The following is a 24,778-nucleotide window of genomic DNA, read 5'->3' on the forward strand; positions in this document are numbered from 1 at the left end:
AACCTGTTGAGCTGAAGATTGCACGGAGCCATGGCGCGTGTGCCCAGTGTGCTCTGGTTCCGTGCGGTTGGAGCGCTCGACAGGTTCTTCACGCGTGCGCGTGTTGCATCGCGCATGTCAGTGCGGGACGATGCGCCGACGCGAACGTCATCCGGTGCCTTCCATGGACAAGACTTCAGCACAGCAGGCCGGTCGCGGCCTGACCCGGCCACGGCAACCGATGCCGGCGGCCGTCAGGGCGGCTCTGGAGCAGGCCGGTCTGGTCGACACCTATCGCAACCGGCCGCCCTATCAGCGCAATGACTATCTCATGTGGATCAACAAGGCGAAGCTCGATGCGACGCGGCGGAAGCGGCTGACGCAGATGCTGGACGAGCTGAAGGCGGGCGACGTCTATATGGGCATGGCCTGGCGCGCGGCGAGCCGCGGCCGCCACTAAGCGACGCGGCTGCCGGCGGTTTTCACCAACGATAGCTGAGTGTCGCCCCAACCGTGCGGGGATCGCCGTAGCGACAGCCGTCGGCACCGGCACAGGTCATGTATTTCTTGTCGAACAGGTTGCGCGCATTGATCGCGAGCGACACCCCATCGAGCCGGGGACCGAGGGCGCCAAGGTCGTAGCTCACCAGCGCATCGATCAACGTACGGCCAGGCACGTTGTTGGGATAACCGGCGATATTGGCGGCGCTGACGTAGCGCACGCCGGCACCGACCTTCAGGCCCTTGAGGCCAAGATCGTCGAGCGTGTAGTCCGCCCACAGCGAAAAAGTGTGGGGCGACACGAGGTCAGGCGCGTGCCCGCGCATGTTCGGCTCGTTGGACTTGATGATGCGGGCGTCGGTGTAGCTGTAGGCGGCGATCAGGTTGACGTTGCCGAGCTTTGCCCGCGCCTCGAGTTCGACACCGCGTGAGCGCACCTTGCCGGTCTGCACGAGGAAGGTCGGGTCGGCGGGATCGACTGTCGTCACGTTGGTCTGGGTAAGGTCATAGACCGCGCCACTGAGCAGAAGCGTGCTGCCCGGCGGCTGGTAGCGCACGCCGATTTCATACTGCAGGCCCTTGGTGGGCTTGAAGGCGTCGCCGTTGCGGGTCGTGCCCAGCGTCGGTGCGAAGGACTGGCTGACGCTGGCATAGGGGGCGATACCGGAGTCGAACAGGTAGACCAGGCCGGCGCGGCCGGTAACGGCCTGATCCTTCTGGCGCGTCGTGTTGCGCGTCAGGTAGCTCTTCGACTCGCTGTCGTTCCAATCGAAGCGACCACCCAACAGCAGGATCCATCGATCGAAAACCTTGATCTGGTCCTGCACGTAAAAGCCCACCTGCAGGCTCGTGTTGTCCGAACCGCGGTCCTGGTTGAAGTTCACGACCGGAGGCGTGCGGCCATAGACGGGGTTGTTCACGTTGTTGAGCGGCGCCACCGTGCCGCGATAACGATGCGAATTGTAAGTGCGGCGATAGACGTCGATACCCGACAGCAAGGTGTGGTGCAGCGGGCCGGTGGAGAAGGTCGATTCCAGTGACGTATCGGTCGTCAGTCCGGTCGATTTCTCGCGCCGGTCGCTGACCGAGCGGGTCAGACTGCCGTCGGCGCGCAGCGCGCCGTACATCAGGTAGTCCCAGCGGGCATCGGCATGGAAATAGCGGGCGCTGTGGCGCAGCTTGAAGGTGTCGTTGAACCGGTGCTCGAACAGGTAGCCGGCCGTATAGACATCGCTCTCGTAGCGGTCGTAGCCAGGCTCGCCGATGAAGAGATCGCGCGGGACACGGCCATTGCGCAGATCGGCGTACGGCATGGGCGGCGCGAACTTGGTGCGTACCTGCTGCAGGCTCGCCAGCACCGTCAGCGACGTCGATTCCGAAGGCTTGAACGTCAGCGCCGGGGCGATGAAGCGCTTGTCGTCAGGGACGTGGCGCACCCAGTTGTCGGCATCGCGCCACAGTCCCGTCAGACGATAGGACCATTTACCGTCGCTGCCGATCGGCCCACCGAAATCGGCCGAGACCTGCTTGCGGTCGTAACTGCCGTACTCGACGTTGACTTCATGCAGGGGCGTTGCGGTCGGTCGCTTGCTGATGGCGTTGACGACGCCACCGGGGCCGAGCTGGCCGTAGAGCGTGGACGAGGCGCCGCGCAGCACTTCAATGCGATCCAGGCCATAGGGCTCGATGGCGCCGTCATAGACGTTGGACTGCAGCTTCATGCCGTCGAGCAGGATGCCGAAATTGCCGGTGGCGACATTGAAGCCGCGGATCATGAGGTCGTCAGCCATGCGGCTGAAGGCCGGCGACTGGGTCGAGACACCGGGGACATAGGCCAGCGCGTCGGCGACCGATGCCGGCTTGGTGGTGCGCAGCTGGTCTCGCGTGACGACGGAGAGCGACTGCGGCGTTTCGATCAGCGGCGTGTCGGTCTTGGTACCCGACGTTCCCTGGCGCGCGACATAGCCTTGCCCGCCACCACCCGTGCCGCGCGAGCCATCGACGGTGACGGGCGCCAGCGTCGTGGTGCCGTCGGCCGAACCGGTTTGCGGCCCTGCCTGCAGGGTTACGGTCGTCGGGTTGGTGAAGCGATAGGAAAGGCCGGTGCCGGCCAGCAGGCGGCGCAGCGCCTCCACCGGGGTGAACGAGCCGGCGACACCAGGCGACGTCAGATCGCGCGCGATAGCGGCACCATAGAAGACCTGCAGGCCGGTGGTGGTGGAGAACTGCACCAGGGCCGACGTCAGAGGCTGCGCCGCGATGTCGAAACGGTGTACGCCGGGCTGCTGTGCGGATGGGGCGCCGCCGTCCTGTTGCGCCTGGGCGTCGGGAGACCCCATGGAAACGGCCAATGCCACCACCAGCGCGCCCACCACGAGCGGCGTTCGCCGCGATGATGCCGCGGACTGTTGCCGTCCACCTGGTCCTTTGCGCATGGTCTGCCGCCCCTGTTCATATGCGATTGCGACGCATTTGCGTCCTATTGCTAATACGAAGGACCGGTACGTCGACAATTAGCCTGCGAGGGAAATTTTTCGCGCCGGCAGGTGGGAGCGATCATCATTGCGGCCGGATGAGCACCAGCAGGTCCGTGGCTCGGGTCACCCGCACGGGCAGGGTATCGGCGATGGTGGCGAGCGCCGCATCGGTCTGCCGGGTGTGGAAGACGCCGCTGACGGGGATGCGGCCGACTCGCGCATCGGTGATCACGATACGGCCGCTGCGATAGCGCTCGAGATCGGCCACCACATCGCGCAGCGGCGCCTCCCGAAAGATCAGGCGATCCTGGCGCCAGGCCTGTACATCGGCCGGCACGGCCCGCCGGATGGCATCGACCCGCTGGCCTTCGTAGCGCACCTGCTGGCCTTGACCCACGGTAACCGCCGGTTGCCCCTCCAGAGCGACGGCGACGGCATGCTCGATGACCGACACGATGACCACATCGGCCTGCCGCTTGATGTTGAAAGCTGTGCCCAGCGCGCGCGTCACGCCCTGACCTGCTTCCACCGTAAAGGGGCGACCGGCGTCAGCGGTCACCTGGAAGAAAGCCTCGCCCGCGTGGAGGACCAGGCGCCTCGTCTGGGCATCGAAGGCCAGCGACAAGGCGGTGTTGCTGCCGAGCTCCACGGAGGAGCCGTCGGGCAGCGCCACCGTGCGCCGCTCCGCCGTGTGCGTCCGGTAGTCGGCGAGCAGCCCCGGCGTCATGACCGCATAACCGCCGCCCGCCAGGACGAGGGCCGCCGCCGCCACGCCCTGCATCCAGGCCCGCCGCGTGCGGGCGGTCGATCGGCGCGGCGGCAATACCTCGACGCGCATGTCCTCGGCGACATCCGGCAGCCGGCGGCGCAGCAGCGGCGTGAGGTCGTCGAGCCTTGCCCATAGGCGCTGGGTCCGTTGCCACGCGATCGGATGAGCCGGATCCTCGGCCAGCCAGCGCGCAAAGGCGGCACGGTCGGCCTCGGTGGCATCGGTATCCCGCAGCCGGACGAACCAGTGCCGTGCCGCGGTCATTGCCGTGTCAGGTTGTTCGCTCGTCATGCCGCCGCTGTCGCTGTACTACCCATGCGTACGCCCTTCCTCTGTTGAACGATCGAGGCGGCAGGGCAGCATTAGGCGTCGTCGCTTGGCGCCAGATGCGCATCGAGGGCGGCGAGCGCGTTGACCATGTGAACCATGACCGTGTTGCGCGAGATGCCAAGACGAACGGCTACCTCGGCGTAGGAGAGTTCATGGACCTTGGTCAACAGGAACACCTGGCGGCAGCGCGGCGGCAGCTGGTCGACGGCACGCAGCAGGCGCGCCATTTCGCTGCGATGAAGGGCGACGATCTCGGGCGACGGTGCCGGATCGGCGACGGCGTCGAGCACCGGTGCCGGTGCCTCGATCTCGACGCCGCGATGGGCGTGGCGCTGATGATCGATCGCGAGATTGGCGGCGATCCGGAACAGATAGCTGCGCGGGTTGTCGGCCGCGGTCGTACCGACGGTGCTCGCCGTGGCGACGCGGACCCAGGTCTCCTGGGTGAGGTCTTCGGCCAGGGTGGCACTGCCCAACCGGCGCGTCAGGAAGCGGGTCAGCGCCGCGCGATGCTCGGCGAAGATCGCCAGGAGCCGGTCACGCAAATCCGACATCACCGGCATTCAGCGCAGGCAGGCATAGGCCCAGCCTGCCAGGCCGAGGGCCGTGCCGGCGACGGCAGCTCCCAGCAGTGCACGCGGCCGGTAGACCAGCACCAGCACCACCAGGGCCGCCGCGGCGGCGATGATGCCTGTCCATTCGACCAGCCCGAACCGCCAGTTGTCGCTCACCAGCGCCGCCGCCAGCGATAGTGCCAGCAGAAGCCAGCCGGCAGGGCGGCGCACACCATGCCGGCGCATCGCGGCCTGCCGCACGTGGCGATCCATCGACAGGCTCAACAGGGCCAGTCCCGAGAATGCCAGCGGCAACGTGGCGATTGCGGTCATGCCGCCGCGGGCCCTTTGCGCGTCAGCCGGAGGGAACTGTCCGCCGCGAAAGCCTTGTGGGCAATGACGGCGCACAAGGCCGCCAGAGCAAACAGCACCAGGTCAAAACCAAGGAATAGCCGATCGCCATCGGTCACTGCCTGCCACAGTCCGCGGCCGGTGAGCGCATAGGAGACGAACGGTAACAAACCCGCTGCCAGCGCCGCGACGGACGCGAGCTCACCCCATGCCCGCTGCGGCGCGCGCAGCAGGGCGTAAAGGAAGGCGGCAGCCCACAGCCAGAAGAAGATGTTGACCTCGGCCGCCGAGCGTTCCCCGTATCCGGCCGGCAGCACGCGGTTGGCCCACAGGAAGCCGAGCATGGCGATCGGCAGGCCGACGACGGTACCGACGTTCATGCGTGCCACCAGCCAGTGACCGACACCCTGGTTCGGCGCGCGTGCCTTGAGCCAGAGGTTCAGTCCGGTGGCGATCACGCCGGCCAGCGCCAGCCCGCACAGGAAGTAGAGCCAGCGACTGACCTCGGGCGCGAAGCGTGCGATGTGCAGGCCGTACAGAACATCGAACGTCTTGCGCGCCGGTCGCGCTTCGGTGTGGGCGCCGAGCAGCCTGCCGGTCGGGCCGTCGAAGCTGACGGCCTGTGCCATGTAGGCAAGCTGATCGGCATCATTGCGCATGATGGTGACGACGGAACCGGCATCACCCGGGTTGGCGATGTTGACGCGCCCGATACGGCCGCCGCCGAAATAGCGCTGTGCTTCGGTGAGCATCGGACCGATGTCGGCGAGCGTGCCAGGGTTACCTGTCGGCGCACGCCGCGCGAGGCTGGGATAGAACTCGGCCAACGCGGTCGCATTGTCGCTGCCGTAGTTGGCGATGATCCCCCACGGCAGCGTGGTCTTGAACAATGGCACGATGCCCGTGAACGTGATCATCAGGTGGAAGGGCAGGGCCAGGACACCGAACACGTTGTGCGCGTCGAGCCACCCGCGCTGGCCGCCTGTGGGCCGCAAGGTGAAGAAATCGGCGAAGATGCGTTTGTGGATGATGATGCCGGAGATGATGGCGATCAGCATCACCATCGCGGCGGCCGATGCCAGCATCCGCCCCCACGGGTTGGGCAGCATCAACTCGAAGTGAAAACGATAGAAGAACTGGCCGCCCATCGTCTGGCGTGCCGTCGGGGTGTCGGTGGCGGCATCGAAGCTGGCGGTACGGTAGCCGCGCGGCGCGGTGCGATCCTCGTAGAGCGCATGCACCGTGGCAGTGCGCTCGTCGACGGCCAGGAACCAACCGCGCACCTTGGGCTGCGCTTGCCGCAACCAGGCCACGGCCTTTTCCACCGCCTGGCGTGGTTCACCGCGGCCCGCGACCTCGGGCTGCATCCAGCCGCTGGTCTCCGAGCTGAAGACGGCCGCCGTACCGGTCAGGGTGATGGCAAACAGCAGCCAGCCGATCACCAGTCCCGACCAGGTGTGCAGGCCCGCCATCGATTGCCGCAGGCTGCGGTTCACGACGGTGGCCCCAGTAGCCAGGCGGCGGCGCCCAGCAGCAGCGTCGCCGCCACGACACCTCCCAGCGCGCGACCGGCTGTCGCGGTTGCGAAGGCCCAGATTGCGGCCGCCGGCATGGCGAGCAGCGCGATCAAGGTCGCCATCGTGGCGGCTTCCACCCGGCTCATCGGCAGGGCGCGCGCCAGGAAGGCGGCGCACGCCGCGGCCAGAGCGTAGCCACCGACGGATGCCGCCGCGATGCGGGCTCCGAGCGCAATGGTCCTCTGCCAGCGACCACCGGCCTGCCGGCGGTCGCGCGCGTGCACGATGGCGTTCATGACGGACATGCACTAATCGCAATTGCGAGTGATTTGCAATATTCTTGTGGTCGCGGCTGCACGGCGGCTGGGGCATACTCCCGCACCCGCACGGAATACCCGCGAGTTGCGCATGCGCTATGCCATCCTTTGTTACAATTCCCAGGCCGAGGCAGAGGCGCTGAGCCCGCAGCGGCATGAGACCATGATGTCGGAGCTCAGATCGATCCAGCGCGACCTCAAGGCGCGCGGCAAGCTGGGGCCGGTGGCGCGTCTGACGCCGACGACGGCCGCGGCAACGCTCAAGGCCGCGGATTCGGTCGTGGTGGACGGGCCGTTTGCCGAGACCAAGGAGCAGCTGCTGGGCTTCTACATCGTCGACTGCGAGACGCGTGAGGAGGCGGTCGAGATCGCCCATCTTCTGGAAGCGCCACGCAAGGCCGCTGGCCTGCTGTCGGGAGCGCTGGAAATCCGACCGGTGGCGGAGTTCAACGCGGCCTAGTACTCGGAATCACGTGTCCCTGATACAGCTGTCATCCCGAGTCACACTCTAGCGATAGTCGGTACTAGGATTCAGGCGCGCGAGTGCCACCCATGACTGCGAGTCTCCGGAGTTCCAGGAAATGATCGACCTCTACTACTGGCCGACACCCAACGGCTGGAAGATCAGCATCATGCTGGAGGAATGCGCGCTGCCGTATCGCGTGGTGCCGGTCAACATCGGCGCCGGCGAGCAGTTCAAGCCGGAGTTCCTCGCGATCAGCCCCAACAACCGCATGCCGGCCATCGTCGATCATGCCCCGACCGGCGGTGGCGCGCCCGTGGCGGTCTTCGAGTCGGGTGCCATCCTGCAGTATCTCGCCGAAAAGACGGGCCAGTTCCTGCCGAACGACCTGCGCGGGAAGTACGATGCGCTGCAATGGGTCAACTGGCAGATGGGTGGCCTGGGACCGATGGCAGGGCAGGCGACGCATTTCAACGTCTATGCGCCGCAGTTTACGCCGGTCGAGCGGCTGACTTACGGCCAAGACCGCTACACCAACGAGGTGAACCGGTTGTTCGGCGTGCTCGACAAGCGGCTGGCTGATCGCGAGTTCGTCGCCGGCACCTATTCGATTGCCGACATGGCGATCTGGCCGTGGGTGGTGCCGTACAAGAATCTCAAGCAGGACCTCGAAACGTTTCCCAACGTGCGGCGCTGGTTCCGCGACACCATGGGACAGCGACCCGCGGTGCGCAAAGGCAAGGACGTCGGCGCCGAGTTGCGCCGGCCGCAGACGGTACACAGCGAGGAGGAACGCCGCATCCTCTTCGGCCAAACTGCCGCGACGGTGCGCTGAGCCTCTCTTCGGGCACTTCGTAAGGAAGTTACGTCGCGAGCCGCGCGAGGGGAATCGACAGGCGGATGACGACGCCTTCGGGTTGCCAGTCCCAGGTGGCTTCACCGTCGAACTGACCTGCCACCATCCGCCTCGCGAGCTGGCCGCCGAATCCCTCGCTCTCGGGTGGTCCTGCCAACGGCGGCCCGCCGCGCTCCTGCCATGTCATGAGCATGTCGTCACCGACCACGGTACAGTCGACGGTGACACTTCCCGTCGACAGGGACAGTGCACCGTACTTCGCCGCGTTGGTGGCGAACTCATGCAGGATCAGCGCGAGGCTGGTGATCGCGGTAGAACCGACCGGCACATCCGTTCCCGAGATGTCGATGCGGTCATGCAGCGTGGATCGTGCAGCCTCGACATAGGGCGACAGGGTCGTGCGGATGATCGCCTGCAGGCTGGCATGCTGTCCAAATCGTTGCTGTGCCTGGCTGGGCCGTACCAGGTCGTGGGCACGGGTCAGCGCGCTCAACCGGCCCTGGACGGCGGTCGCCATGTCCTGCGGCGTGCGGGCCGACCGGGCACTCAGCGCCACGACGCTGTTGGTGACGGCGAACAGATTCTTGATGCGGTGACTCATCTCGCGCACCAGCAGCTCCTGCTGCTCCTCGGCGCGGCGTCGATCGGTGATGTCACGGGCGATCTTCGATGCGCCCGCGATCCTTCCGTCGGCATCGCGCACCGGCGACACCGTCAGCGAGACCTCGACGAGCGAACCATCCTTGCGTCGGCGGATGGTCTCATAGTGGTCGAGATGCTCGCCGCGACGGATGCGGCTCAGAATCGTCAGCTCCTCGTCGTGACGGTCGGGCGGAATGAGAAGCATGATGGACTGCCCGATCGCTTCGCCTGGCGTGTAGCCGAACAGCCGCTGGGCACTGCGGTTCCAGCTTGTGATGATCCCGTCGAGGTTCTTGCTGATGATCGCATCGTCGGTCGACTCGACGATCGCGGCCAGGCGCTGCGAGGCTTCATCGGCGCGACGACGGAAGGTTGCCTCGGCCTGCGCCGATTGCAGCAGCCGGGCGTTGTCGAGCGCGATCGCCGCGTGCGCCGCAATCGCGGCCACGATGTCCTCCGAGTCACGCGTGAAGACGCCGGGATGATCGTGCCCGAAAAACAGGCCACCATGCACTTCGCCGGATCGCGAGATGACGGGAACCGCAAGGTAGCTGACGACCGGCAGGTGGCCGACCGGCATGCCGTGATGCGGCACGTTCTTGCCGTAGCGCGGATCGCGGCGGATATCGGCGGAGCGCACGATGCCGGTACCGCGAAACGTCGGCGCGAATATCGCGGTGGCGCGCGGCATGCCGAATCGTTCGAAAGCAGCGCGGGGCGCGCCGCTGAGGGCATAGAGCTGGTAGTGCCCGCCCTGTGCATCGATGACGTTGTAGAAGAATGCTCCGAACCGGGCGCCGCTCAACTCGGTCGCCGCGTCGGTCACCGTCTGCACGATGTGGTCCAGCTGGAGATCGCTGCTGATGGCCCGCGCGACCCGGTTCAGTTTCTCCAGGCGATAGGTCTGCGCCAGGACGGCCCGCTCGGCGGCCTTGCGGGCTGAAATGTCGAGAATGCTCACCAGCGTGCGCTCGGCCCGTTCGCCCTCGAACACCATGGTGAACATCACGTCGAGACGCTTGCCCTTGAGCGTCCGCAGCACCGTTTCGCCGGTGAAGCGACGTCGTCCCTCCCACAGGGCCACGAGTTCGTCGATGAAGATCAACTCGGTTTCGGGCAGGAAGACGTCGCTCAGCGAGCGCAGCAGCGTCTGCTTGCCGTCGGCCTCAAAGAGTTCGATCGTGAAGTCGTTGGCATCGACGACGCGCACCCGGCGGATGGCCTCGGCCAGTTGGTCGGGGTGCGCCTGGAAATAGTCGTGCAAATCGTTGACGCCCTGAGCGCGCAGACCAACCAGCATCTCGACGACGGCGGAAAAATCCTCCTCCCAGAAGGCAACGCTGACGTTGTCGACGATACTGCGGTAACGTGTTTCGCTCTCGCGCAGCCGTTGCTCGATCTGCTGCTGGTCGCTGATGTCTACCAGCATATTCACGGCACCGACCAGAATGCCGGCAGCATCGAATAGTGGCGTTGGATGGGGGACGAACGGCACGCGGGTGCCATCGGGCCGCTCGGCAACCGCTTCCATGCCGCGCACGGCCTGTTTGGTCTTGAGTGCCAGGGCCATCGGGCATTCGTCGTGCGGCAAGGGCGTGCCGTCGGGCCAGTACAGCTTCCAGGAGCCGCAGAATGCGCTTTCACCCAAGGTGGGGCGGTATCCCCACAGTGCAGCGGCGGCTTCATTATAGAAAACGATCCGGCCCTCGGCGTCGGTGGCGTAAACGGCCGTCGGCAACGCCTGCAGCAATTGGCCGAAGTAGCCATCGCCGAGTTCGGTACCGGGAGGTAATTGAAGCGCCTTGGCCATGTCTTGAACTGTAGCAGGCTCGTTGATCAGGCGCTCGAAATCGCGAACCGCCGCCACAGAAGCGTCAGCCATCAGAAACGGCCCCCCTTGAGCCGGCATTTGTCGATAACGCCCCCGGACGCCGCAGGTTCCTAGGACTGATGCGATACCTGGTCGTCCGTCGAAACAGGCTCATCCATGATCCGGCTCAAGGTCGCCAGGATGGTGGCCGTTGGACACGGCTTGTGCAGGAAGGGCCGGGCGCGGTGTCGCTCGGACACGGCATCCGGATTCTGGCCCGTCACGATCACGAACGGCACGCCGAGGTCGTGCAGGACATCGGCCACCGGCAGCGACGACAGGCCATCGCGCATGCGCAGGTCCAGCAGGACCCCATCGGGCTGCCAGAAGCGCAGCTCCCGAAGCGCCTCCTCGACCAGGGTTACCAGCCGCACGCTGGCGCAGCCGGCCGCGTAAAGCTCACGCTCCAGCTCCCAGGCGAGGATGAACTCATCTTCGACGACGAGGATACGGCTGCCAACAAGCCTGTTCGCGTCACGGGAAGGGCTGGTACGTGCCTGCATCGTCATTCACCGCTACAATGGTGGTCACTATCACCGTGTGATGCCATCTGCGTATCTCGTTTATCCGATGCGGACATCACTACGTGCGCAGACAGCGAACCCCAGCGCGGCTCCTCCGGACAACCGCATTGGTGCGATGCGGTTCCCTTACTGCAAGAGCAGCCGACGCATGGATATAGTGCAGGATCGATAGGCTAAAAAGCCTCGACGCTGAGTACATCACTGATGGCAGGGAAAACGCCATGAAATTCTATGACTGCTCCACGGCACCCAGTCCACGGCGCGTGCGCATGCTGATTGCCGAGAAGGGCATCACGATAGAGACGATTCAAGTCGATCTTGCCAAGGGCGAGCAGCTCAGCGACGCCTTCCGTAGGATCAACCCGCAGGGCACCGTGCCGGTGCTCGAACTCGACGACGGCACCTGCCTGCTGGATTCGAATGCCATCAGCCTGTATCTCGATGCTGTCTTTCCCGAGCCGAACCTGATGGGGCGGGACGCCAAGGAGCGCGCCGTCATTGCCATGTGGCATCGCGACATGGAGATGAATGGCTTCATGGCGGTCGCCGAGTGTTTTCGCAACACGGCGCGCGGCTTGCAGGGCAGGGCGATCACCGGTCCCGTCAACTACGAGCAGATCCCGGCCTTGGCGGAACGCGGGCGCCAGCGCGTCCGGCAGTTTTTTGCTGACCTGGACCGGCGGCTGGCGGACAGCGCCTTTGTCGCCGGCGACCGGTTCACCATCGCCGATATCGCGGGCTACATCGCTGTCGACTTCTCACGCGCGATCAAGGAAGCGGTGCCGACTGACGCCGTACACCTGACGCGCTGGCGTGAAACGATCGCCGCCCGGCCGAGCGCGCGCGCCTGAGCGTGGCACCGCGCGCCTCAGCCGTTGTCGCGGAACTCCGGGTAGAGCGCCATGCCGCCGTCGACGAAAAGCGTGGTACCCGTCACATAGTCGGACTCATCCGAGGCCAGCCATAGCACCGCCTTGGCGACGTCGTCGGGCTCACCGATGCGGCCATAGGGAATGAGCTTCAGCAGCCCATGGGCCTGGTCTGGATCGGACCAGACGGACTCGTTGATTCGCGTCCTGATCGCACCGGGTGCGACGCCGTTCACCCGGATCTTCCGGGATGCCACCTCCTGGGCCAGCGTCTTCATCATCAGCATGACGCCACCCTTGGATGCGGCGTAGTTCACGTGCCCGGCCCAGGGGATCATCTCGTGCACCGAACTCATGCAGATGATCTTGCCCAACGCCGGCGAGCCTGGGGACGGTCCCTGAGCGACAAAGCGGCGGATGGCCTCGCGGGCGCAGAGGAACTGGCCGGTCAGGTTGACATCGATGACAGCACGCCAGTCCGCCAGCGTCATGTCGGCGGCCGGCGCGTCCTTCTGCAGGCCGGCATTGGCCACGACGATGTCGATGCGGCCGAATGCATCGGCAAAGGCATCGAACATGCGGCTCACGGCATCCTCGTTGGATACGTCGGCACCGATCGCGATCGCCCGGCCGCCGGCGTCGCGGATCTCGCGCACCAGAGCGTCGGCGGCATCGGCACCGCTGCGGTAGTTGACGCCGACCGCGGCCCCGGCTGCGGCCAGGGCACTGGCGATAGCCGCACCGATACCCGAACTGGCGCCCGTCACGATGGCGCCTTGTCCCTCGAGAAGGCGGTCGCGCGCCAACATTCACGCCGCCTTGCGGCGCGGCTTGCGGGGCCGGCGCCGACTGGGTGCGCGCTTGCGACGCGTCTGGGCGGCCAGATAGCGGTCGGCCCGCCGTTTGGTTTCACCGTCGCTGTCCAGGCTGCGGCGCAGGGCGTCCATCAGGTTGACGACCTTGCCGTCGTCCTCCGACTCGGCAGGTGGCGCAACCTGGACCGGCTTGCCCTTGCGCTTCTCGGCAATCAACTTGCGCAGCGCCTCCTCGTAGCGGTCGGTGAAATGCGACGGATCGAAGTCGCCGGCCAGCTGGTCGATGATCTTGCCGGCGATGTCCAGCATGCGCTTGTCGGGCTTTGGCACCTTGGTGCTGCTGACGTCTTTCATCGCCAGCACCTCGTCATGGGCGCGCAGCGTCGTCAGCAGCATGCCGTCGCCGCGTGGCTCGATGGCGCAGACCCGCTCGCGGGTGGTCATGACCAGGCGGCCGATCGCCACTTTGTCCTGGTCTTCCATGGCCGCGCGGATGACCGCGAACGCGTCGATCCCGGTCTTGCCGTTGGGCAGCAGGTAATAGGGCGCGTCCCAGTAGATGCGGTCGATCGACGCCAGCGGCACGAATTCTTCGATATCGATGACGCGGGTCGACTCCAGCTTCACCGATTCCAGGTCGCGCTTGTCGAGCAGGACGTACTTGCCCTTGCTGAACTCAAAGCCCTTGACCAGCTCGGACCGCGCCACTTCGCCGCGATCGGGATCCTTGGCGACCATCCGGACGCGGTTGTGGCTCTTGGGATGCACGAGATGGAAGTGGATGTCGTGGGCCTCGGTGGTCGCCTTGTGCAGCGCCACCGGGCAGGTGACCAGCGACAGCCGCAAATGCCCCTGCCAGCTCGGTCGTGCCATGGCGGTTTCCCTTCCGTCGATTCCGTACGGAAGACCTAACGCGGAGCGCGGGATGGCGTTGCATGGCAGCAGCGACCGGCGTCACACCGACAGCCCGAGGCGGAAGGCAGCGACGCCGACCGCGGTGGCCGTGGCGAGCGCCCAGAGCGGATTGCGATCGCTCAGGATCACGAACATGGCCGTGGCGGCCGTGATGGCGACAGCCAGCACATCGTGATCGGCGGCGCGCGCCATGACGACGCCGCTGGCCAGGATCAGGCCGACAGCCACCGGCACCAGCCCGGCCTTGGCGATGGCAATCCAGCGGGTGTCGGACCATCGTGCGATGAGCCGGCTGACAGCGAATGCCAGCAGGCCCGAGGGCAGCAGGATGGCGATGGTCGCCACCGCCAGTCCAGCGGTGCCGGCCACGTGCCAACCGACCAGGCTGACCAGCAGGACGTTGGGACCAGGCGCCGCCTGGGCGATCGCGAACAGGTTGGCGAAGGTCGTATCGTTCATCCAGGCGAACTGGTCCACGACCTGTCGATGGATTTCCGGCACCACGACATTGGCGCCGCCGATCGAGACCAGCGACAGCGAGGCGAAGGTCAGTGCGATCTGCAGCAGAGGATGGTCTTTCACGCCCGGCGCCCCCACGCCGCGCCGAGAACGCTGAGCGCCATCAACGCGAGCACCGTCGGCAGCAGCGGCAGGCGCAACAGCCCGATCGCCACGAAGGAGAGGGCGCCGAAGACCAGCGCCAGCGGCGTCGGCTTGAGCTTCACCGCCATCTTCACCGCCGTGCCGATCACCAGTCCGGCGGCGGCCGAAGCGGCGGCGGCGATGGCGACGCGCACCTCCGGTACTGCCGCGAACGCGGCGTACAGCGACGCCAGTGCCACCAGGATGACCAGCGGCATCGCCATCATGCCCAGCACGGCAAGAACGGCACCGCCGGCGCCCTGGAAGCGATCGCCGATCATGATCGCGGCATTCATCGTATTGGGCCCGGGCAGCACCTGGCCGATACCGAGCAGGGCAGCGTAGTCCTTGTCGGTCAGCCAGCGGCGCTCTTGGACGATCACGTGGCGTGCCCACGGCGCCACGCCGCCAAAGCCCAGCATGCCGATCTTCAGGAAGGCGAGGAACAGGTCGGTCCGGCTCACCTGGCGTTCGGACGGCGTACCCATCACGGCGCCTCCGGGACGCTCGCGCCGTCAGTGCTGTCCGGCGGCACGCCCTCGACAAAGATCAGCCGACGATCGAGCGCCGTCTGTCGCACGACGAGGGCTTCGGCGTACTCGGGCGAGCGGTACCATTGTCGCGCGTGTTCCATCGACGGAAAGGCGACGATGATGATGTTTTTCGGCGCCCAGCCGCCTTCGACCGGCACGACGGCGCCGCCGCGCGCGAGATAGCGGCCGCCATAGCGGGCGATGGTGCCCTGGGCCAGGGTTCGGTAGCGGTCGACTTGCGCCGGATCGAGAAACTCGACATCCGAAATCACGTATGCAGTCATGATGGTCCCACGGTCAGCCTCGCGCGGCGACGATGACCTTGATGCGGCAACCGGCGCATCGCAATCGCGTTGCGCGTATAGGTGGCCTACGGTTCCATCGTGAGGCGGAGTGGCGATGCGCCCGATCATCAAGAAGGTGCTTCTGGGGACTGTGGCGATCATCGCTATCGTGGCGGCAGCGGCTGCTTTCCTGATCCGCGGCGATACGGCCAAGCTGCCCGATGAAGCCTCCGTCGGCCCCAACCCGACGTTACCGCAGCCCACGCGATCCCTGGTTCCCACCGTCAGTATCGCCACAGCGCGCGGGTGGCCGCAGGGTGCCAAGCCGGTACCGGCGGCCGGCTTGTCAGTCCAGGCCTTTGCCGCCGGACTTGATCATCCGCGCTGGCTCTATGTGCTGCCCAACGGCGATGTCCTGGTCGCCGAGACCAACGCACCGGCACGACCGCAGGAAGGCCGCGGCGTGAAGGGCTGGATTGCCGACCTGCTGCAGAACCGGGCCGGTGCCGGCGTGCCCAGCGCCAACCGTATCTCCCTGTTGCGCGACGCCGATGGTGACGGCGTTGCCGAGGTGAAGACCCCGTTCATCACCGGTCTGAATTCGCCGTTCGGCATGGCCCTGGTCGGCCAGGATCTCTACGTCGCCAACACCGATGCGGTGGTGCGGTTTCCATACACCGTAGGCGCCACCCGGATCGACGCGCCCGCCACCAAGATTGCCGACCTGCCGGCCGGACCGCTCAACCATCACTGGACCAAGGCTCTGATCGCCAGTCCGGATGGCGCGCACCTCTATGTCACGGTCGGCTCCAACAGCAATGTCGGTGAAAACGGCCTCGACAACGAGGCGCGCCGCGCCGCGATCCTGCGGATCGATCGCGCGACCGGCCAGATCGGCGTCTTTGCCTCAGGCCTGCGCAACCCCAACGGCATGGCATGGCAGCCCGAGACCGGCGTTCTGTGGACGGTGGTGAACGAGCGCGATGAACTGGGCAGTGATCTGGTTCCCGACTACCTCACCTCGGTAAAGGAGGGAGCCTTCTATGGTTGGCCGTTCAGCTATTGGGGCCAGCACGTGGATGCGCGCGTAGTGCCGCCGAGGCCCGACATGGTGGCCAAGGCAATCGCACCCGACTACGCCTTGGGCAACCACACGGCATCGCTGGGGCTGGTGTTCGGCGCGGGGACGTCGTTGCCCGCGATGTACCGCAGCGGCGCCTTCATCGGCCAGCACGGTTCGTGGAACCGCAAGCCGCGCAGCGGCTACAAGGTCATCTTCGTGCCTTTCGCCAGCGGCAGGCCGTCGGGGGCGCCGGTGGACGTTCTCACCGGCTTTCTGAGCGACGATGATGCCGCTTTCGGCCGTCCGGTCGGCGTCGTCACCGATCGTACTGGAGCGTTGCTGGTGGCCGACGATGTCGGCAACGTCATCTGGCGGGTGACGTCGATAGGACGCTGAACGCTCCAGGGAACAGCGCTCACGCCACCGCGTTCACCGGACGATGCGCGGGCCATGCGGCCGCGTGTCCCGTAACACGGGTTGTCGGCACTGCAGGAGGTACCCATGGCCTCAGGAACGCCAGGACAGTCCATGCGACTCGTTCTCGGGTCGCTTGTCGCGTTGATATTGGTGGTCGGCGTCTTGCTGGTCCTGGACGGCAAGAAAGCGCAGGCACCCAGCACCGCCGAGGTTCCGAGCGATACAGCACCCGGCAGGACGGACAGCCCGAAGTGAGAAGGAGCATGCGACCAAATGGCTCGCAACGGGTGAACGTTGATCGACGTTGCACCGGTATCGACCGGGAAGCCTGATGAAGGTGGGTCGAGCGTAGCCATTCCACGGGCCCCGGATACGGCTGTCGACGTGATCGGTCGCCGTATCCGGGAAGTCCGGGACCGTGAGAGATCCTATGTCCGAGCGCGGACAATTCATTCGGCCTGCATTGTGGGGCATCGGCACCGGCCCCGAAAAGCTTCTCTCTGTCGCACAGGCGGAGGAGGCTGTCGCGGCGTGGCTGGACCAGACGCCTGATCAACCACGATATGCCGAGGAGCGCGAACGGCTTCTCGCGCTACGGCAGATTCTGCGTAACACCGGACCGGTCCCGTCACCGGCCGAAGTTCAATCGGTCAAGCTCGCCATCAAGGGCTTCGTCCGTTTCGTGCGTCTGCGCGACGCGCGACGTCAGGCGGCCTATTCATCGCATCGCGAGACATCGCGGCCCTGACCTACGCGCCGGCCGTTTCTGGAACTTTCGGGATTTGGGGCCGTTCTGCGATTCGGGAGGTTCCGTTCCCCGGGCCTCCTGGGAGACAGTTCCCCCAAGCTGTCCTCCCTGCATGACGACTCGCCCCGCTGTACGCCTCGCCGCATGCGGCGGGGTTTTTTGCGCACGCCGTGGCGCGGGAACCTCACAGGCTTAACCCGTTACCTGGTTAGTGCTGCCCAACCGGATACGGAGGTCGCCATGGTCCATCTGTGGAGGCAGAGCCGGTTCATTGCCGCCTTCGCGGCCATCTATGTCGTCTGGGGATCCACTTATCTTGCGGTGGCGCTGGGTCTGAAGTCCTTGCCGCCGCTCCTGCTGATGGGTGTGCGCACGGCCGTGGCCGGCGTGATCCTCTTCGGCTTCGTGCAACTGCGGCGGCCCGGGCTGGTGTCGGCCAGTACCTGGGGATGGGCGTCATTGAGCGGCGTCCTGCTGTTCGCCGGGTGCCACGGCGTCCTGGCCTACGCTCAGCAGCACGTGCCGACAGGGTTGGCCGCGGTGATGTTGGCCACAATTCCGTTCTGGATCGTGGTGATCAACTTTCTGCGGCCGGCCGACAGCCGCCCCGGCGCCATGAGCCTGATAGGATTGCTTCCCGGCCTGGTCGGCGTGGCGTTCATCGCCTGGCAGGGCGGCGCGGCCAACGGTGGGGCGATCGATCCGGTCATCGTGCTGTTGTTGTTGGCCTCGGCGTTCTCCTGGGCGACGGGATCGGTTGTGTCACAACGCCAGGGTTCCGCGACGCCGGCGATCGACTTCGCGGCGATGCAGTTGCTGAGCGGCGGCGTGGTACTGCTGCTCTTGAGCCTCTGGACGGGCGACTGGGAGGCGGTCACCATCGACGACATATCGGCCGTGTCATGGGCTGCGCTGGCATATCTCGTGGTTGCCGGTTCGTTGATCGCCTTTACCGCCTATATCTGGCTTCTCGATCACGCGCCGGCACCGCTCGTCGCGACCTACACATTCGTCAATCCGGTCATTGCCGTGGCGCTGGGCTGGCTATTCCTCGGCGAGGAGCTGAGCTGGCCTTTCCTGGTTGGCTTCGCTCTGGTGGTGGGGGCCGTCGTTGTCGTCTGGCGCGTCGACCGGACAGCGGCCCCCAAGCGGTCACCCGAGCGCCAACCAGCGGCGCGCCTCCACCAAGACTCGGAGCGTCTGCCGACGGCATCTCGATCGTGACGGACTACCGCTTGTCCTCGAGGCGCAAGGCGGCATCGATCATGGCGCGCCAGACGTCATTCGCTGTTGCATTCGGTGGCAGCTGGCCGATGCCGTCGGTACTGACGGCAGCACTGGTGGCGGCGATCATCGCGGGCTCGGGCTCCCGCATGGCCGCGATCGCCGCATGACTGCGCTTGCGCCATCGCAGTCGAACGGCCGGTGGAAGGTTTTCCCATGCCAGGGGTTGGCCGGTAGCACGATTAACCAGGTGCTCCGACGCATACATGGCTCGGGCAATACGCTCGATCATGATCGCATGCGTCTCCGCGCAAGCTCGCCAGGGACATCATGCCATGGCGGAGCGCGATTTGGGTCCCGATGACGCGTTCTTCAAGGGGACTACTGAAAAATACGACGGTGCCGGATCGCAGGTCGGCCGGGCGCGTCCGAAGGTGTCCAACCACGCGCCCGGCCTGGCCTCTTCCGCCGACCGAGGGGCGACGAGCAAGGTTGCTGGTATAACGCGCCGGCGCCGCCGTCGTTGCATTTCGTGTGTCGAATGTGGGAACGCTCAGTCCCAGAAGGAGCGGGCGCCGTAGTACTGGTCGACGGAGCGGCCGTAGTCGGGTGTCCACTGGAAGTCGTCGCCGGCGTGGGAGGGGGCGCCCTCAAGCCGTCGCCTGTCGAGATTGACGATGTAGCCACCCTTGTCATCGTCGTAGACGAGCTCTTTCCAGGGTAGTGGGTGATATTTTTCGCCGATCCCCAGAAAGCCGCCGAACGACATGATGGCATAGATCGCCCGGCCACTGGCCTTGTCCAACATGATGTGGTCGACCGTACCGAGCTTCTCGCCGGCCTTGTTGTAGACGCTGGTGCCTTCGACCTTGTCGGCGGCGATCAGCGGTCCCGACGTCATTTGTGCTTTCGCGCTCAGCGCCGCGGTCTTGCGGTCCATGGCCCGCTCCAAGGTAGTGGCTGTCAACCAACGGCGGCGGAAAGCCGTGGTTCCCCCGAGGCGTGTGTCAGACGACGCACTGATTGGTGATGAGCCGGTCTGCCGTGCCCGTCGCGCGCATCGGCAGCGTCGTGGTACGCTGGGTGCAAGCAAGAAGGTACGGAGCCGTGGGGTGCCCCAATGATGCGAATCCTGGCAACGGCCAGCCTGCTGGCGCTCGTATGGGGGCCGGCACGGTCCGCCGACGTTCTGCCGATTTTCGATGCGCATCTGCACTACAGTCACGACGCGTGGCAAAGCGTACCGGTATCGGAAGCCGTCGCGATCTTGCGCAATGCGGGGTTGAAGCGCGCCATGGTCTCGAGCTCCGATGATGAAGGTACGCAGCGCCTGTATGCTGCCGCACCCGACCTCATCGTGCCCGAGTTGCGGCCCTATCGCACGCGCGGCGAGATCGGCACCTGGATGCGCGACGAGTCGGTGGTCGGCTACGTCGAAGAACGCTTGAAGAAGTACCGTTATGTTGCGATCGGCGAGTTCCACATCTACGGGGCCGACGCCGACCTGCCGGTGATGCGTCGCCTGGTGCAGCTGGCCAAGCAGTACGGGCTGTTCCTGCACGCGCATTCTGACGCCGATGCCGTCGATCGGCTGTTCGCGCAGGACCCCACCGCGCGCATCCTGTGGGCGCATGCCGGCTTCGCGCCGCCGGAGACGGTGCGCGCGATGCTGCGCAAGCATGCCAACCTCTGGTGCGATCTTGCCTTCCGCAGCGACCATGCCGCCGGTGGGAAGCTCGATGCTGCGTGGCGCGCGGCGTTCCTGGAATTCCCCGATCGCTTCATGGTCGGCACCGACACGTTCACGCCCGAGCGTTGGCACTATATCGGAGAGCACGCCAACTTCTCACGCACCTGGCTTGCCGACCTGCCGAAGGGGGTCGCGGAAAGGATCGCCTGGCGGACCGGTGACGCGGTGTTCGGCCGCATGATGGAGGGACGATGAGGCGATCGCGCATGCTGGCTGCCGGCGTGGCGTCGATCGCTGTCGCTTCTGTCCATGCGAGCCAGGCGTGCGAACCGCCGTTGATCGGTGAGGCGTCGGGCGTGTTGCGGACCCCGGGCCGTGTCGTGGCGTATCGCACCGAACCAAGGACCATTGCCGTCGGCGCGCATTTCGCGGTCGAGCTGGCGGTGTGCGCGGGCGAGGGCGCCAAGCCCGTGGAGTCGCTCACCGTGGACGCAGACATGCCGGCACATCGTCACGGCATGAACTACCGCGCCAGCGTCACGCCGCTGGGCGGCGGACGCTATCGCGTCGAGGGTCTGCTGTTTCACATGCCGGGCCAGTGGCGACTGATCGTCGAGTTGCGCAGTGGCGAGAGTGTCGAGCGCCTTATGGACGAGATCGTGGTGGAGTGATGGTGATCCGGCGCGCGGCGATGGCCATCCTGACCGCGGCGCTGACATGCCTGCCGCTGGCGTCGCTGCAGGCGCAATCGACGGCGCTCACCGATACCGAACGCCGGCGCGTCCTCTCGCATGGGCCGTGGCCATCGCCGCCGTCGCGTGATCCCAGCAATCGTGTGTCGGGCCAACCGGCGGCGATCGACCTGGGCGAGCGGCTGTTCTTCGACCGTCGGCTCTCGGGCGACGGTGGCATGGCCTGCGACTGGTGCCACACGCCGTCGCTCGACTGGACCGACGGCTTCGCGCGTGGCGTCGGCAAACAGACAGTCGATCGCAATACACCGGCGCTGTGGAACGTCGGCGTCAATCGGTGGTACGGCTGGGACGGTGCCCACGATTCGCTGTGGGCTCAAAGCGTGCGACCGCTGCTGGAACCGCGCGAGATGGCGTCCTCGGCATCGCGCATCGCCGAGCGCGTGCGCGCCGATGACGACCTGGCCTGCCGCTTCGAGCGCGTCTTCGGTCAACCGCCGGCGTTCATGGCCGACGAGGCTGTGCTGATTGCCGCGGGCAAGGCGCTGGCGGCATTCCAGGAGACGCTCGTCAGTGGCCGCACGCCCTTCGATGATTTTCGCGACGCATTGGCACGCGATGACCGCGAGGCCATGCGGCGCTATCCCGACGATGCACGCCGTGGCCTGGCGATCTTCATGGGCAGGGGCAACTGCTCCGTCTGCCATGTCGGGCCGTTGTTCACCAACGGCGAGTTCGCCGACATCGGCGTGCCGTTCTTCCGGCCGGGCGGCGGTGTCGACCCCGGTCGGCATGACGGCATTCGTCGGCTGCAGGCCGATCCTTTCAATCTGCTGGGACCTCACAACGACGATGCCGGCGGTAACACGCGGTTGCGCACGCGGCATGTCGCCTTGCAGCATCGCAATTTCGGTGAGTTCAAGGTACCGTCGCTGCGCAACGTGGCGCGGACGGCGCCTTACATGCACAACGGCTCGCTGCCCGATTTGCGTTCTGTGGTGCGGCACTATTCCGAACTGAACGAGGAGCGCCTGCATGCCGACGGCGAGCGGATCCTGAAGCCGCTGCGCCTGGACAGCGGCGAGATCGATGATCTGATCGCGTTCCTGAAGACCTTGTCCGACGAGTCACCACCCTTCCGCCGCCGGACATCCGTGACCGACCCGGCGTGCCGCGGGTGATCGCCTGCCCGATTGCCGGGGTGGGGCGAATGGCCTAGTGTCGCGACATCCTGCAGGTCGCGACAAGTCGGGGGGACGATGATCGAGTTCTATACCTGGGCGACGCCCAACGGGCGCAAGATCAGCATCATGCTGGAAGAGTGCGCGCTGCCTTACACCGTGCACAAGATCGACATCACGAAGAACCAGCAGTTCACGCCCGACTTCCTCAAGATCAGTCCCAACAACAAGATTCCCGGCATCATCGACACCGACGGGCCGGGTGGGCAGCCCTATGCCTGCTTCGAGTCGGGCGCCATCCTGCTGTACCTGGCCGACAAGACCAACCGCTTCCTGCCCGCCGATCGCGCCAAGCGCTTCGACGCCATCCAGTGGTTGATGTGGCAGATGGGCGGCTTCGGCCCGATGCTGGGCCAGACGCACCATTTCGTGCGCTTCGCGTCCGAGCAGGTGCCTTATGCCATCAAGCGCTTCAGCGACGAGACGCGCCGGCTCTACGGCGTGCTCGACAAGCGGCTGGGTGCGGTCGAGTGGTGCGGCGGCGGCGAGTACAGCATTGCCGACATCGCCACCTATCCGTGGGCGGCCCGTCATGAGTGGCACAAGATCGATCTCGCCGAATTCCCCCATGTGCGTCGCTGGTTCGATCAGATGGGCCAGCGCGCGGCGGTGAAGAAGGGCATGGCGGTACCGTGATACGCGACATCCGAGGTTCAGGAGGCTACATGTCACGCCGCGTGCTTTTTGCGTTCGCGCTGGGGGTGGCGACAGCGACCGTGGGCGGCATGGCCTGGGAGAGACTCGTGATTGGCCCGGCGCATGCCCAGAAGGAGTCGATGTCCGAACGGCAGCACTACCTTCTGGTCCTGGCGATCGGCAATGCCCTGAGTTCCCTGGCGGTCGACAGCGAACGGACCGCCACCCGGCTCAATGACGTGGCCGATCAGGTCACAGCCCTGGAAGGGCGCATGCGCCAGATGGAGCGGCGCATCGCCGACCTGGAGCGCACGCGTTAGTTTTTGGACCGCGGGCGTCCACGCCCGCACTCGCTCGGCGCGAAGCGCAGAGCGAGACATCGTCGGCGCTGACGCGCCGATGCGCGCGTGGACGCGCGCGGTCCAAAGATAGTCAATCGGTCGCCAGCAGCTTGCGTTTGGCTTCATGCATCATCGGCGTGCGGACGCCCAGCCGCTCGATGTTGGCCAGGATCTTCTGCCGCAGCTCCTCGGAATCGTCGGGTTTCCAGGTCGGCCAGAAGGCCCAGAAGCGCTTGGAGTCGCGGAAGTAGCCCAGCTCGTCGAACAGCGACACGCCGAAATAGTAGGCTTCGTCGACGCTGCTGTAGGGGCTGGCGTCAAACTCGGCCAGGGTGTTCATCGACAGCCGCCGCGCGCGGGCCATCATGATGAGAATCTCGGCCCAGGCGTTGGCCTTCTCCTCGTCGGACATGTGCGGCCAGCCCAGGCGCAGCAGGCGCACCACGTCATAGGCATGGTGGTTGTTCTGCGTGCCGCGGTCGTGCCAGCCGAACGGATAGCGCCGGTCGCGGATGCGCAACGTCGTGCGTACCATCTCGCGGATGCGCGGGATCTGGCCGGCGCGATAGCTCGCGATATGGAACGTGATGCTGAGGTCCTCGGTTTTGACGATCTTGCCGTCGATCTCGTACCACGGTCCCCAATAGCCGGTCTCCGGATCCTGCCACTCCTTGTCCATGAAATCGCGCAGGCCCTGCGCGATTTCCTCGCGCGGGAAGGAGGGATCGAACATGTACGCGAGCTCAGGCAGGAACAGGATCTGTCCCAGCCCGGCGATCATCAGGTTCAGTTCCTTGCGATGATTGCGCCCGTTGTGCTGTACCTGCGACACCAGAAGCGGCCGCAGATAGGTGGCGACCTTTTGCGGCGTGTTGACGGGCTCGAGGAACTTCAGGGGATGGGCCGGGCGCCCGCCCTGGCGTGCGAGAACCTTCATGGGATCGGCGCTGGCGTGCACGCGCAGGAACCACTCCTCGTAGCAACCGCCCCAGGAGCCATCCTCAGGCGACTGCAACTCGGCCTGTCGCTGGCGCGTGGCCGGATAGTTCAGGCTGCGGCGCAGGTCCTCCAACCGCCGGTCGATACGCGCGGTCTCGTTGGTGTACTGGATCAGCCAGTGGGCCTCGGTGAGGATCTGTGTCGAGCAGGTCAGCGCTTCGCCGTTCATCTGGCGCTGCAGGATCGTGGTCTGCAGCTTGTCGAAAGCCACGCCGTAGCGCTTGTTCATCGCCTTCTTCAGCGAAAAGCGCGGCAGGTAACCATCGACCAGATAGACCGTATCGTCAGCCCGGGCACCGGCGACATCCGGTTGGGCCAGCACATCGACGGGATCAGCCATCGCGAGGCCGAACGCAAGCGCAGTGGTCAACAGCCTCCGCACCTGAGGCCTCCTGTGGCGGGCAAACGCGGTAAACGAAACGCAACATAGCCATGGTCCACACGAAAAGAACAAGCCCAAAAAACCCGCAGTCGCTCCCGCCAAAGTGACCCGGCAGCGCTACAGGCAGATGTCTTTCG

29 protein-coding genes are annotated in these 24,778 nt (G+C 65.9%); 13 read left to right on the forward strand and 16 right to left on the reverse strand.

What is annotated here, in order from left to right:
* The first annotated feature begins 163 nt into the window (after positions 1–163).
* Positions 164–439 carry a YdeI/OmpD-associated family protein gene (locus FQU96_RS12770; RefSeq protein WP_255468012.1) on the forward strand — a complete coding sequence of 92 codons (276 nt, stop codon included), beginning with the start codon at positions 164–166 and terminating at the stop codon, positions 437–439.
* Positions 440–461: 22 nt separating this feature from the next.
* Here FQU96_RS12770 and FQU96_RS12775 read toward each other — a convergent pair whose 3' ends face one another.
* The 6 genes from FQU96_RS12775 to FQU96_RS12800 form a co-directional block, all read right to left on the reverse strand.
* Positions 462–2,915 carry a TonB-dependent siderophore receptor gene (locus tag FQU96_RS12775; RefSeq protein ID WP_218574704.1) on the reverse strand — a complete coding sequence of 818 codons (2,454 nt, stop codon included), beginning with the start codon at positions 2,913–2,915 and terminating at the stop codon, positions 462–464.
* 124 nt (positions 2,916–3,039) lie between these two features.
* On the reverse strand, positions 3,040–4,017 hold the full coding sequence (locus FQU96_RS12780) for a FecR family protein (protein WP_146541671.1): 978 nt from the start codon (positions 4,015–4,017) through the stop codon (positions 3,040–3,042).
* A 71-nt stretch (positions 4,018–4,088) separates the two neighbouring features.
* Positions 4,089–4,610, reverse strand: coding sequence for an RNA polymerase sigma factor (locus tag FQU96_RS12785; RefSeq protein WP_218574705.1), 522 nt, complete (start codon positions 4,608–4,610; stop codon positions 4,089–4,091).
* Positions 4,611–4,619: 9 nt separating this feature from the next.
* On the reverse strand, positions 4,620–4,943 hold the full coding sequence (locus FQU96_RS12790; RefSeq protein WP_146541673.1) for a DUF3325 domain-containing protein: 324 nt from the start codon (positions 4,941–4,943) through the stop codon (positions 4,620–4,622).
* Positions 4,940–6,457: a PepSY domain-containing protein gene (locus FQU96_RS12795; protein ID WP_146541674.1), complete on the reverse strand. Its 1,518-nt coding sequence runs from the start codon at positions 6,455–6,457 to the stop codon at positions 4,940–4,942. The genes FQU96_RS12790 and FQU96_RS12795 overlap by 4 nt, the downstream gene beginning before the upstream one ends.
* Complete coding sequence (locus tag FQU96_RS12800) at positions 6,454–6,783, reverse strand: iron transporter (RefSeq protein ID WP_218574706.1); 330 nt, start codon at positions 6,781–6,783, stop codon at positions 6,454–6,456. Before FQU96_RS12800 ends, FQU96_RS12795 begins: the two co-directional genes overlap by 4 nt.
* A 103-nt stretch (positions 6,784–6,886) precedes the next feature.
* On the opposite strand from FQU96_RS12800, the gene FQU96_RS12805 reads away from it, so the two are divergent.
* Together FQU96_RS12805 and FQU96_RS12810 are read left to right on the forward strand one after the other, a co-directional pair.
* A complete protein-coding gene (locus FQU96_RS12805; protein ID WP_146541675.1) occupies positions 6,887–7,255 on the forward strand; it encodes a YciI family protein in 369 nt (122 codons plus the stop codon).
* Positions 7,256–7,376: 121 nt separating this feature from the next.
* Positions 7,377–8,093, forward strand: a complete 717-nt coding sequence (locus FQU96_RS12810; protein ID WP_146541676.1) for a glutathione S-transferase N-terminal domain-containing protein — start codon at positions 7,377–7,379, stop codon at positions 8,091–8,093.
* Positions 8,094–8,121: 28 nt separating this feature from the next.
* Here the strand turns inward: FQU96_RS12810 and FQU96_RS42640 are convergent, their stop codons facing one another.
* Positions 8,122–10,638 (reverse strand): PAS domain S-box protein, encoded by a 2,517-nt coding sequence (locus FQU96_RS42640; protein WP_255468013.1) that lies wholly within the window; start codon positions 10,636–10,638, stop codon positions 8,122–8,124.
* Positions 10,639–10,697: 59 nt separating this feature from the next.
* The gene (locus FQU96_RS12830) at positions 10,698–11,129 is read right to left on the reverse strand and encodes a response regulator (RefSeq protein WP_178130483.1); all 432 of its coding nucleotides are present in this window, start codon (positions 11,127–11,129) and stop codon (positions 10,698–10,700) included.
* 242 nt (positions 11,130–11,371) lie between these two features.
* Between FQU96_RS12830 and FQU96_RS12835 the strand changes: the two genes are divergently transcribed.
* Positions 11,372–12,001, forward strand: coding sequence for a glutathione S-transferase family protein (locus tag FQU96_RS12835; protein ID WP_146541678.1), 630 nt, complete (start codon positions 11,372–11,374; stop codon positions 11,999–12,001).
* A gap of 17 nt (positions 12,002–12,018) precedes the next feature.
* On the opposite strand, the gene FQU96_RS12840 is transcribed toward FQU96_RS12835, so the two are convergent.
* The 5 genes from FQU96_RS12840 to FQU96_RS12860 form a co-directional block, all read right to left on the reverse strand.
* Positions 12,019–12,828, reverse strand: a complete 810-nt coding sequence (locus FQU96_RS12840) for a glucose 1-dehydrogenase (RefSeq protein WP_146541679.1) — start codon at positions 12,826–12,828, stop codon at positions 12,019–12,021.
* Complete coding sequence (locus FQU96_RS12845) at positions 12,829–13,707, reverse strand: Ku protein (protein ID WP_146541680.1); 879 nt, start codon at positions 13,705–13,707, stop codon at positions 12,829–12,831.
* Positions 13,708–13,788: 81 nt separating this feature from the next.
* Positions 13,789–14,331, reverse strand: a complete 543-nt coding sequence (locus tag FQU96_RS12850; RefSeq protein WP_255468014.1) for a chromate transporter — start codon at positions 14,329–14,331, stop codon at positions 13,789–13,791.
* Complete coding sequence (locus FQU96_RS12855; protein WP_146541681.1) at positions 14,328–14,879, reverse strand: chromate transporter; 552 nt, start codon at positions 14,877–14,879, stop codon at positions 14,328–14,330. The genes FQU96_RS12850 and FQU96_RS12855 overlap by 4 nt, the downstream gene beginning before the upstream one ends.
* Positions 14,879–15,208 (reverse strand): DUF1330 domain-containing protein, encoded by a 330-nt coding sequence (locus tag FQU96_RS12860; protein ID WP_146541682.1) that lies wholly within the window; start codon positions 15,206–15,208, stop codon positions 14,879–14,881. The genes FQU96_RS12855 and FQU96_RS12860 overlap by 1 nt, the downstream gene beginning before the upstream one ends.
* Before the next feature lie 115 nt (positions 15,209–15,323).
* Between FQU96_RS12860 and FQU96_RS12865 the strand changes: the two genes are divergently transcribed.
* The 4 genes from FQU96_RS12865 (at position 15,324) to FQU96_RS12875 (ending at position 18,660) form a co-directional block, all read left to right on the forward strand.
* Complete coding sequence (locus FQU96_RS12865; RefSeq protein ID WP_146541683.1) at positions 15,324–16,667, forward strand: sorbosone dehydrogenase family protein; 1,344 nt, start codon at positions 15,324–15,326, stop codon at positions 16,665–16,667.
* A 132-nt stretch (positions 16,668–16,799) separates the two neighbouring features.
* Positions 16,800–16,943, forward strand: coding sequence for a hypothetical protein (locus FQU96_RS42185; RefSeq protein WP_178130484.1), 144 nt, complete (start codon positions 16,800–16,802; stop codon positions 16,941–16,943).
* 175 nt (positions 16,944–17,118) lie between these two features.
* Positions 17,119–17,436: a hypothetical protein gene (locus FQU96_RS12870; RefSeq protein WP_146541684.1), complete on the forward strand. Its 318-nt coding sequence runs from the start codon at positions 17,119–17,121 to the stop codon at positions 17,434–17,436.
* Between the two features lie 240 nt (positions 17,437–17,676).
* The gene (locus tag FQU96_RS12875) at positions 17,677–18,660 is read left to right on the forward strand and encodes an EamA family transporter (RefSeq protein ID WP_146541685.1); all 984 of its coding nucleotides are present in this window, start codon (positions 17,677–17,679) and stop codon (positions 18,658–18,660) included.
* Positions 18,661–18,664: 4 nt separating this feature from the next.
* Here the strand turns inward: FQU96_RS12875 and FQU96_RS12880 are convergent, their stop codons facing one another.
* Complete coding sequence (locus FQU96_RS12880; protein ID WP_146541686.1) at positions 18,665–18,952, reverse strand: hypothetical protein; 288 nt, start codon at positions 18,950–18,952, stop codon at positions 18,665–18,667.
* Positions 18,953–19,213: 261 nt separating this feature from the next.
* Positions 19,214–19,600 carry a PRC-barrel domain-containing protein gene (locus FQU96_RS12885; RefSeq protein ID WP_146541687.1) on the reverse strand — a complete coding sequence of 129 codons (387 nt, stop codon included), beginning with the start codon at positions 19,598–19,600 and terminating at the stop codon, positions 19,214–19,216.
* 180 nt (positions 19,601–19,780) lie between these two features.
* Here FQU96_RS12885 and FQU96_RS12890 point away from each other — a divergent pair, with 180 nt between their 5' ends.
* The 5 genes from FQU96_RS12890 (at position 19,781) to FQU96_RS12910 (ending at position 23,239) form a co-directional block, all read left to right on the forward strand.
* On the forward strand, positions 19,781–20,605 hold the full coding sequence (locus FQU96_RS12890; RefSeq protein ID WP_218574707.1) for an amidohydrolase: 825 nt from the start codon (positions 19,781–19,783) through the stop codon (positions 20,603–20,605).
* Positions 20,602–21,021 carry a FixH family protein gene (locus FQU96_RS12895; RefSeq protein WP_146541688.1) on the forward strand — a complete coding sequence of 140 codons (420 nt, stop codon included), beginning with the start codon at positions 20,602–20,604 and terminating at the stop codon, positions 21,019–21,021. The genes FQU96_RS12890 and FQU96_RS12895 overlap by 4 nt, the downstream gene beginning before the upstream one ends.
* Complete coding sequence (locus tag FQU96_RS12900; RefSeq protein ID WP_146541689.1) at positions 21,021–22,223, forward strand: cytochrome-c peroxidase; 1,203 nt, start codon at positions 21,021–21,023, stop codon at positions 22,221–22,223. The genes FQU96_RS12895 and FQU96_RS12900 overlap by 1 nt, the downstream gene beginning before the upstream one ends.
* A gap of 78 nt (positions 22,224–22,301) precedes the next feature.
* Complete coding sequence (locus tag FQU96_RS12905; protein WP_146541690.1) at positions 22,302–22,919, forward strand: glutathione binding-like protein; 618 nt, start codon at positions 22,302–22,304, stop codon at positions 22,917–22,919.
* A 29-nt stretch (positions 22,920–22,948) separates the two neighbouring features.
* Entirely contained in the window at positions 22,949–23,239 is a 291-nt protein-coding gene (locus FQU96_RS12910; protein WP_146541691.1) for a hypothetical protein, read from the forward strand.
* A 112-nt stretch (positions 23,240–23,351) separates the two neighbouring features.
* On the opposite strand, the gene FQU96_RS12915 is transcribed toward FQU96_RS12910, so the two are convergent.
* Positions 23,352–24,629, reverse strand: coding sequence for a hypothetical protein (locus FQU96_RS12915; RefSeq protein WP_146541692.1), 1,278 nt, complete (start codon positions 24,627–24,629; stop codon positions 23,352–23,354).
* Between the last annotated feature and the right edge of the window lie 149 nt (positions 24,630–24,778).

This window comes from Reyranella sp. CPCC 100927 (genome assembly GCF_007859315.1).
Lineage (GTDB): Bacteria > Pseudomonadota > Alphaproteobacteria > Reyranellales > Reyranellaceae > Vineibacter.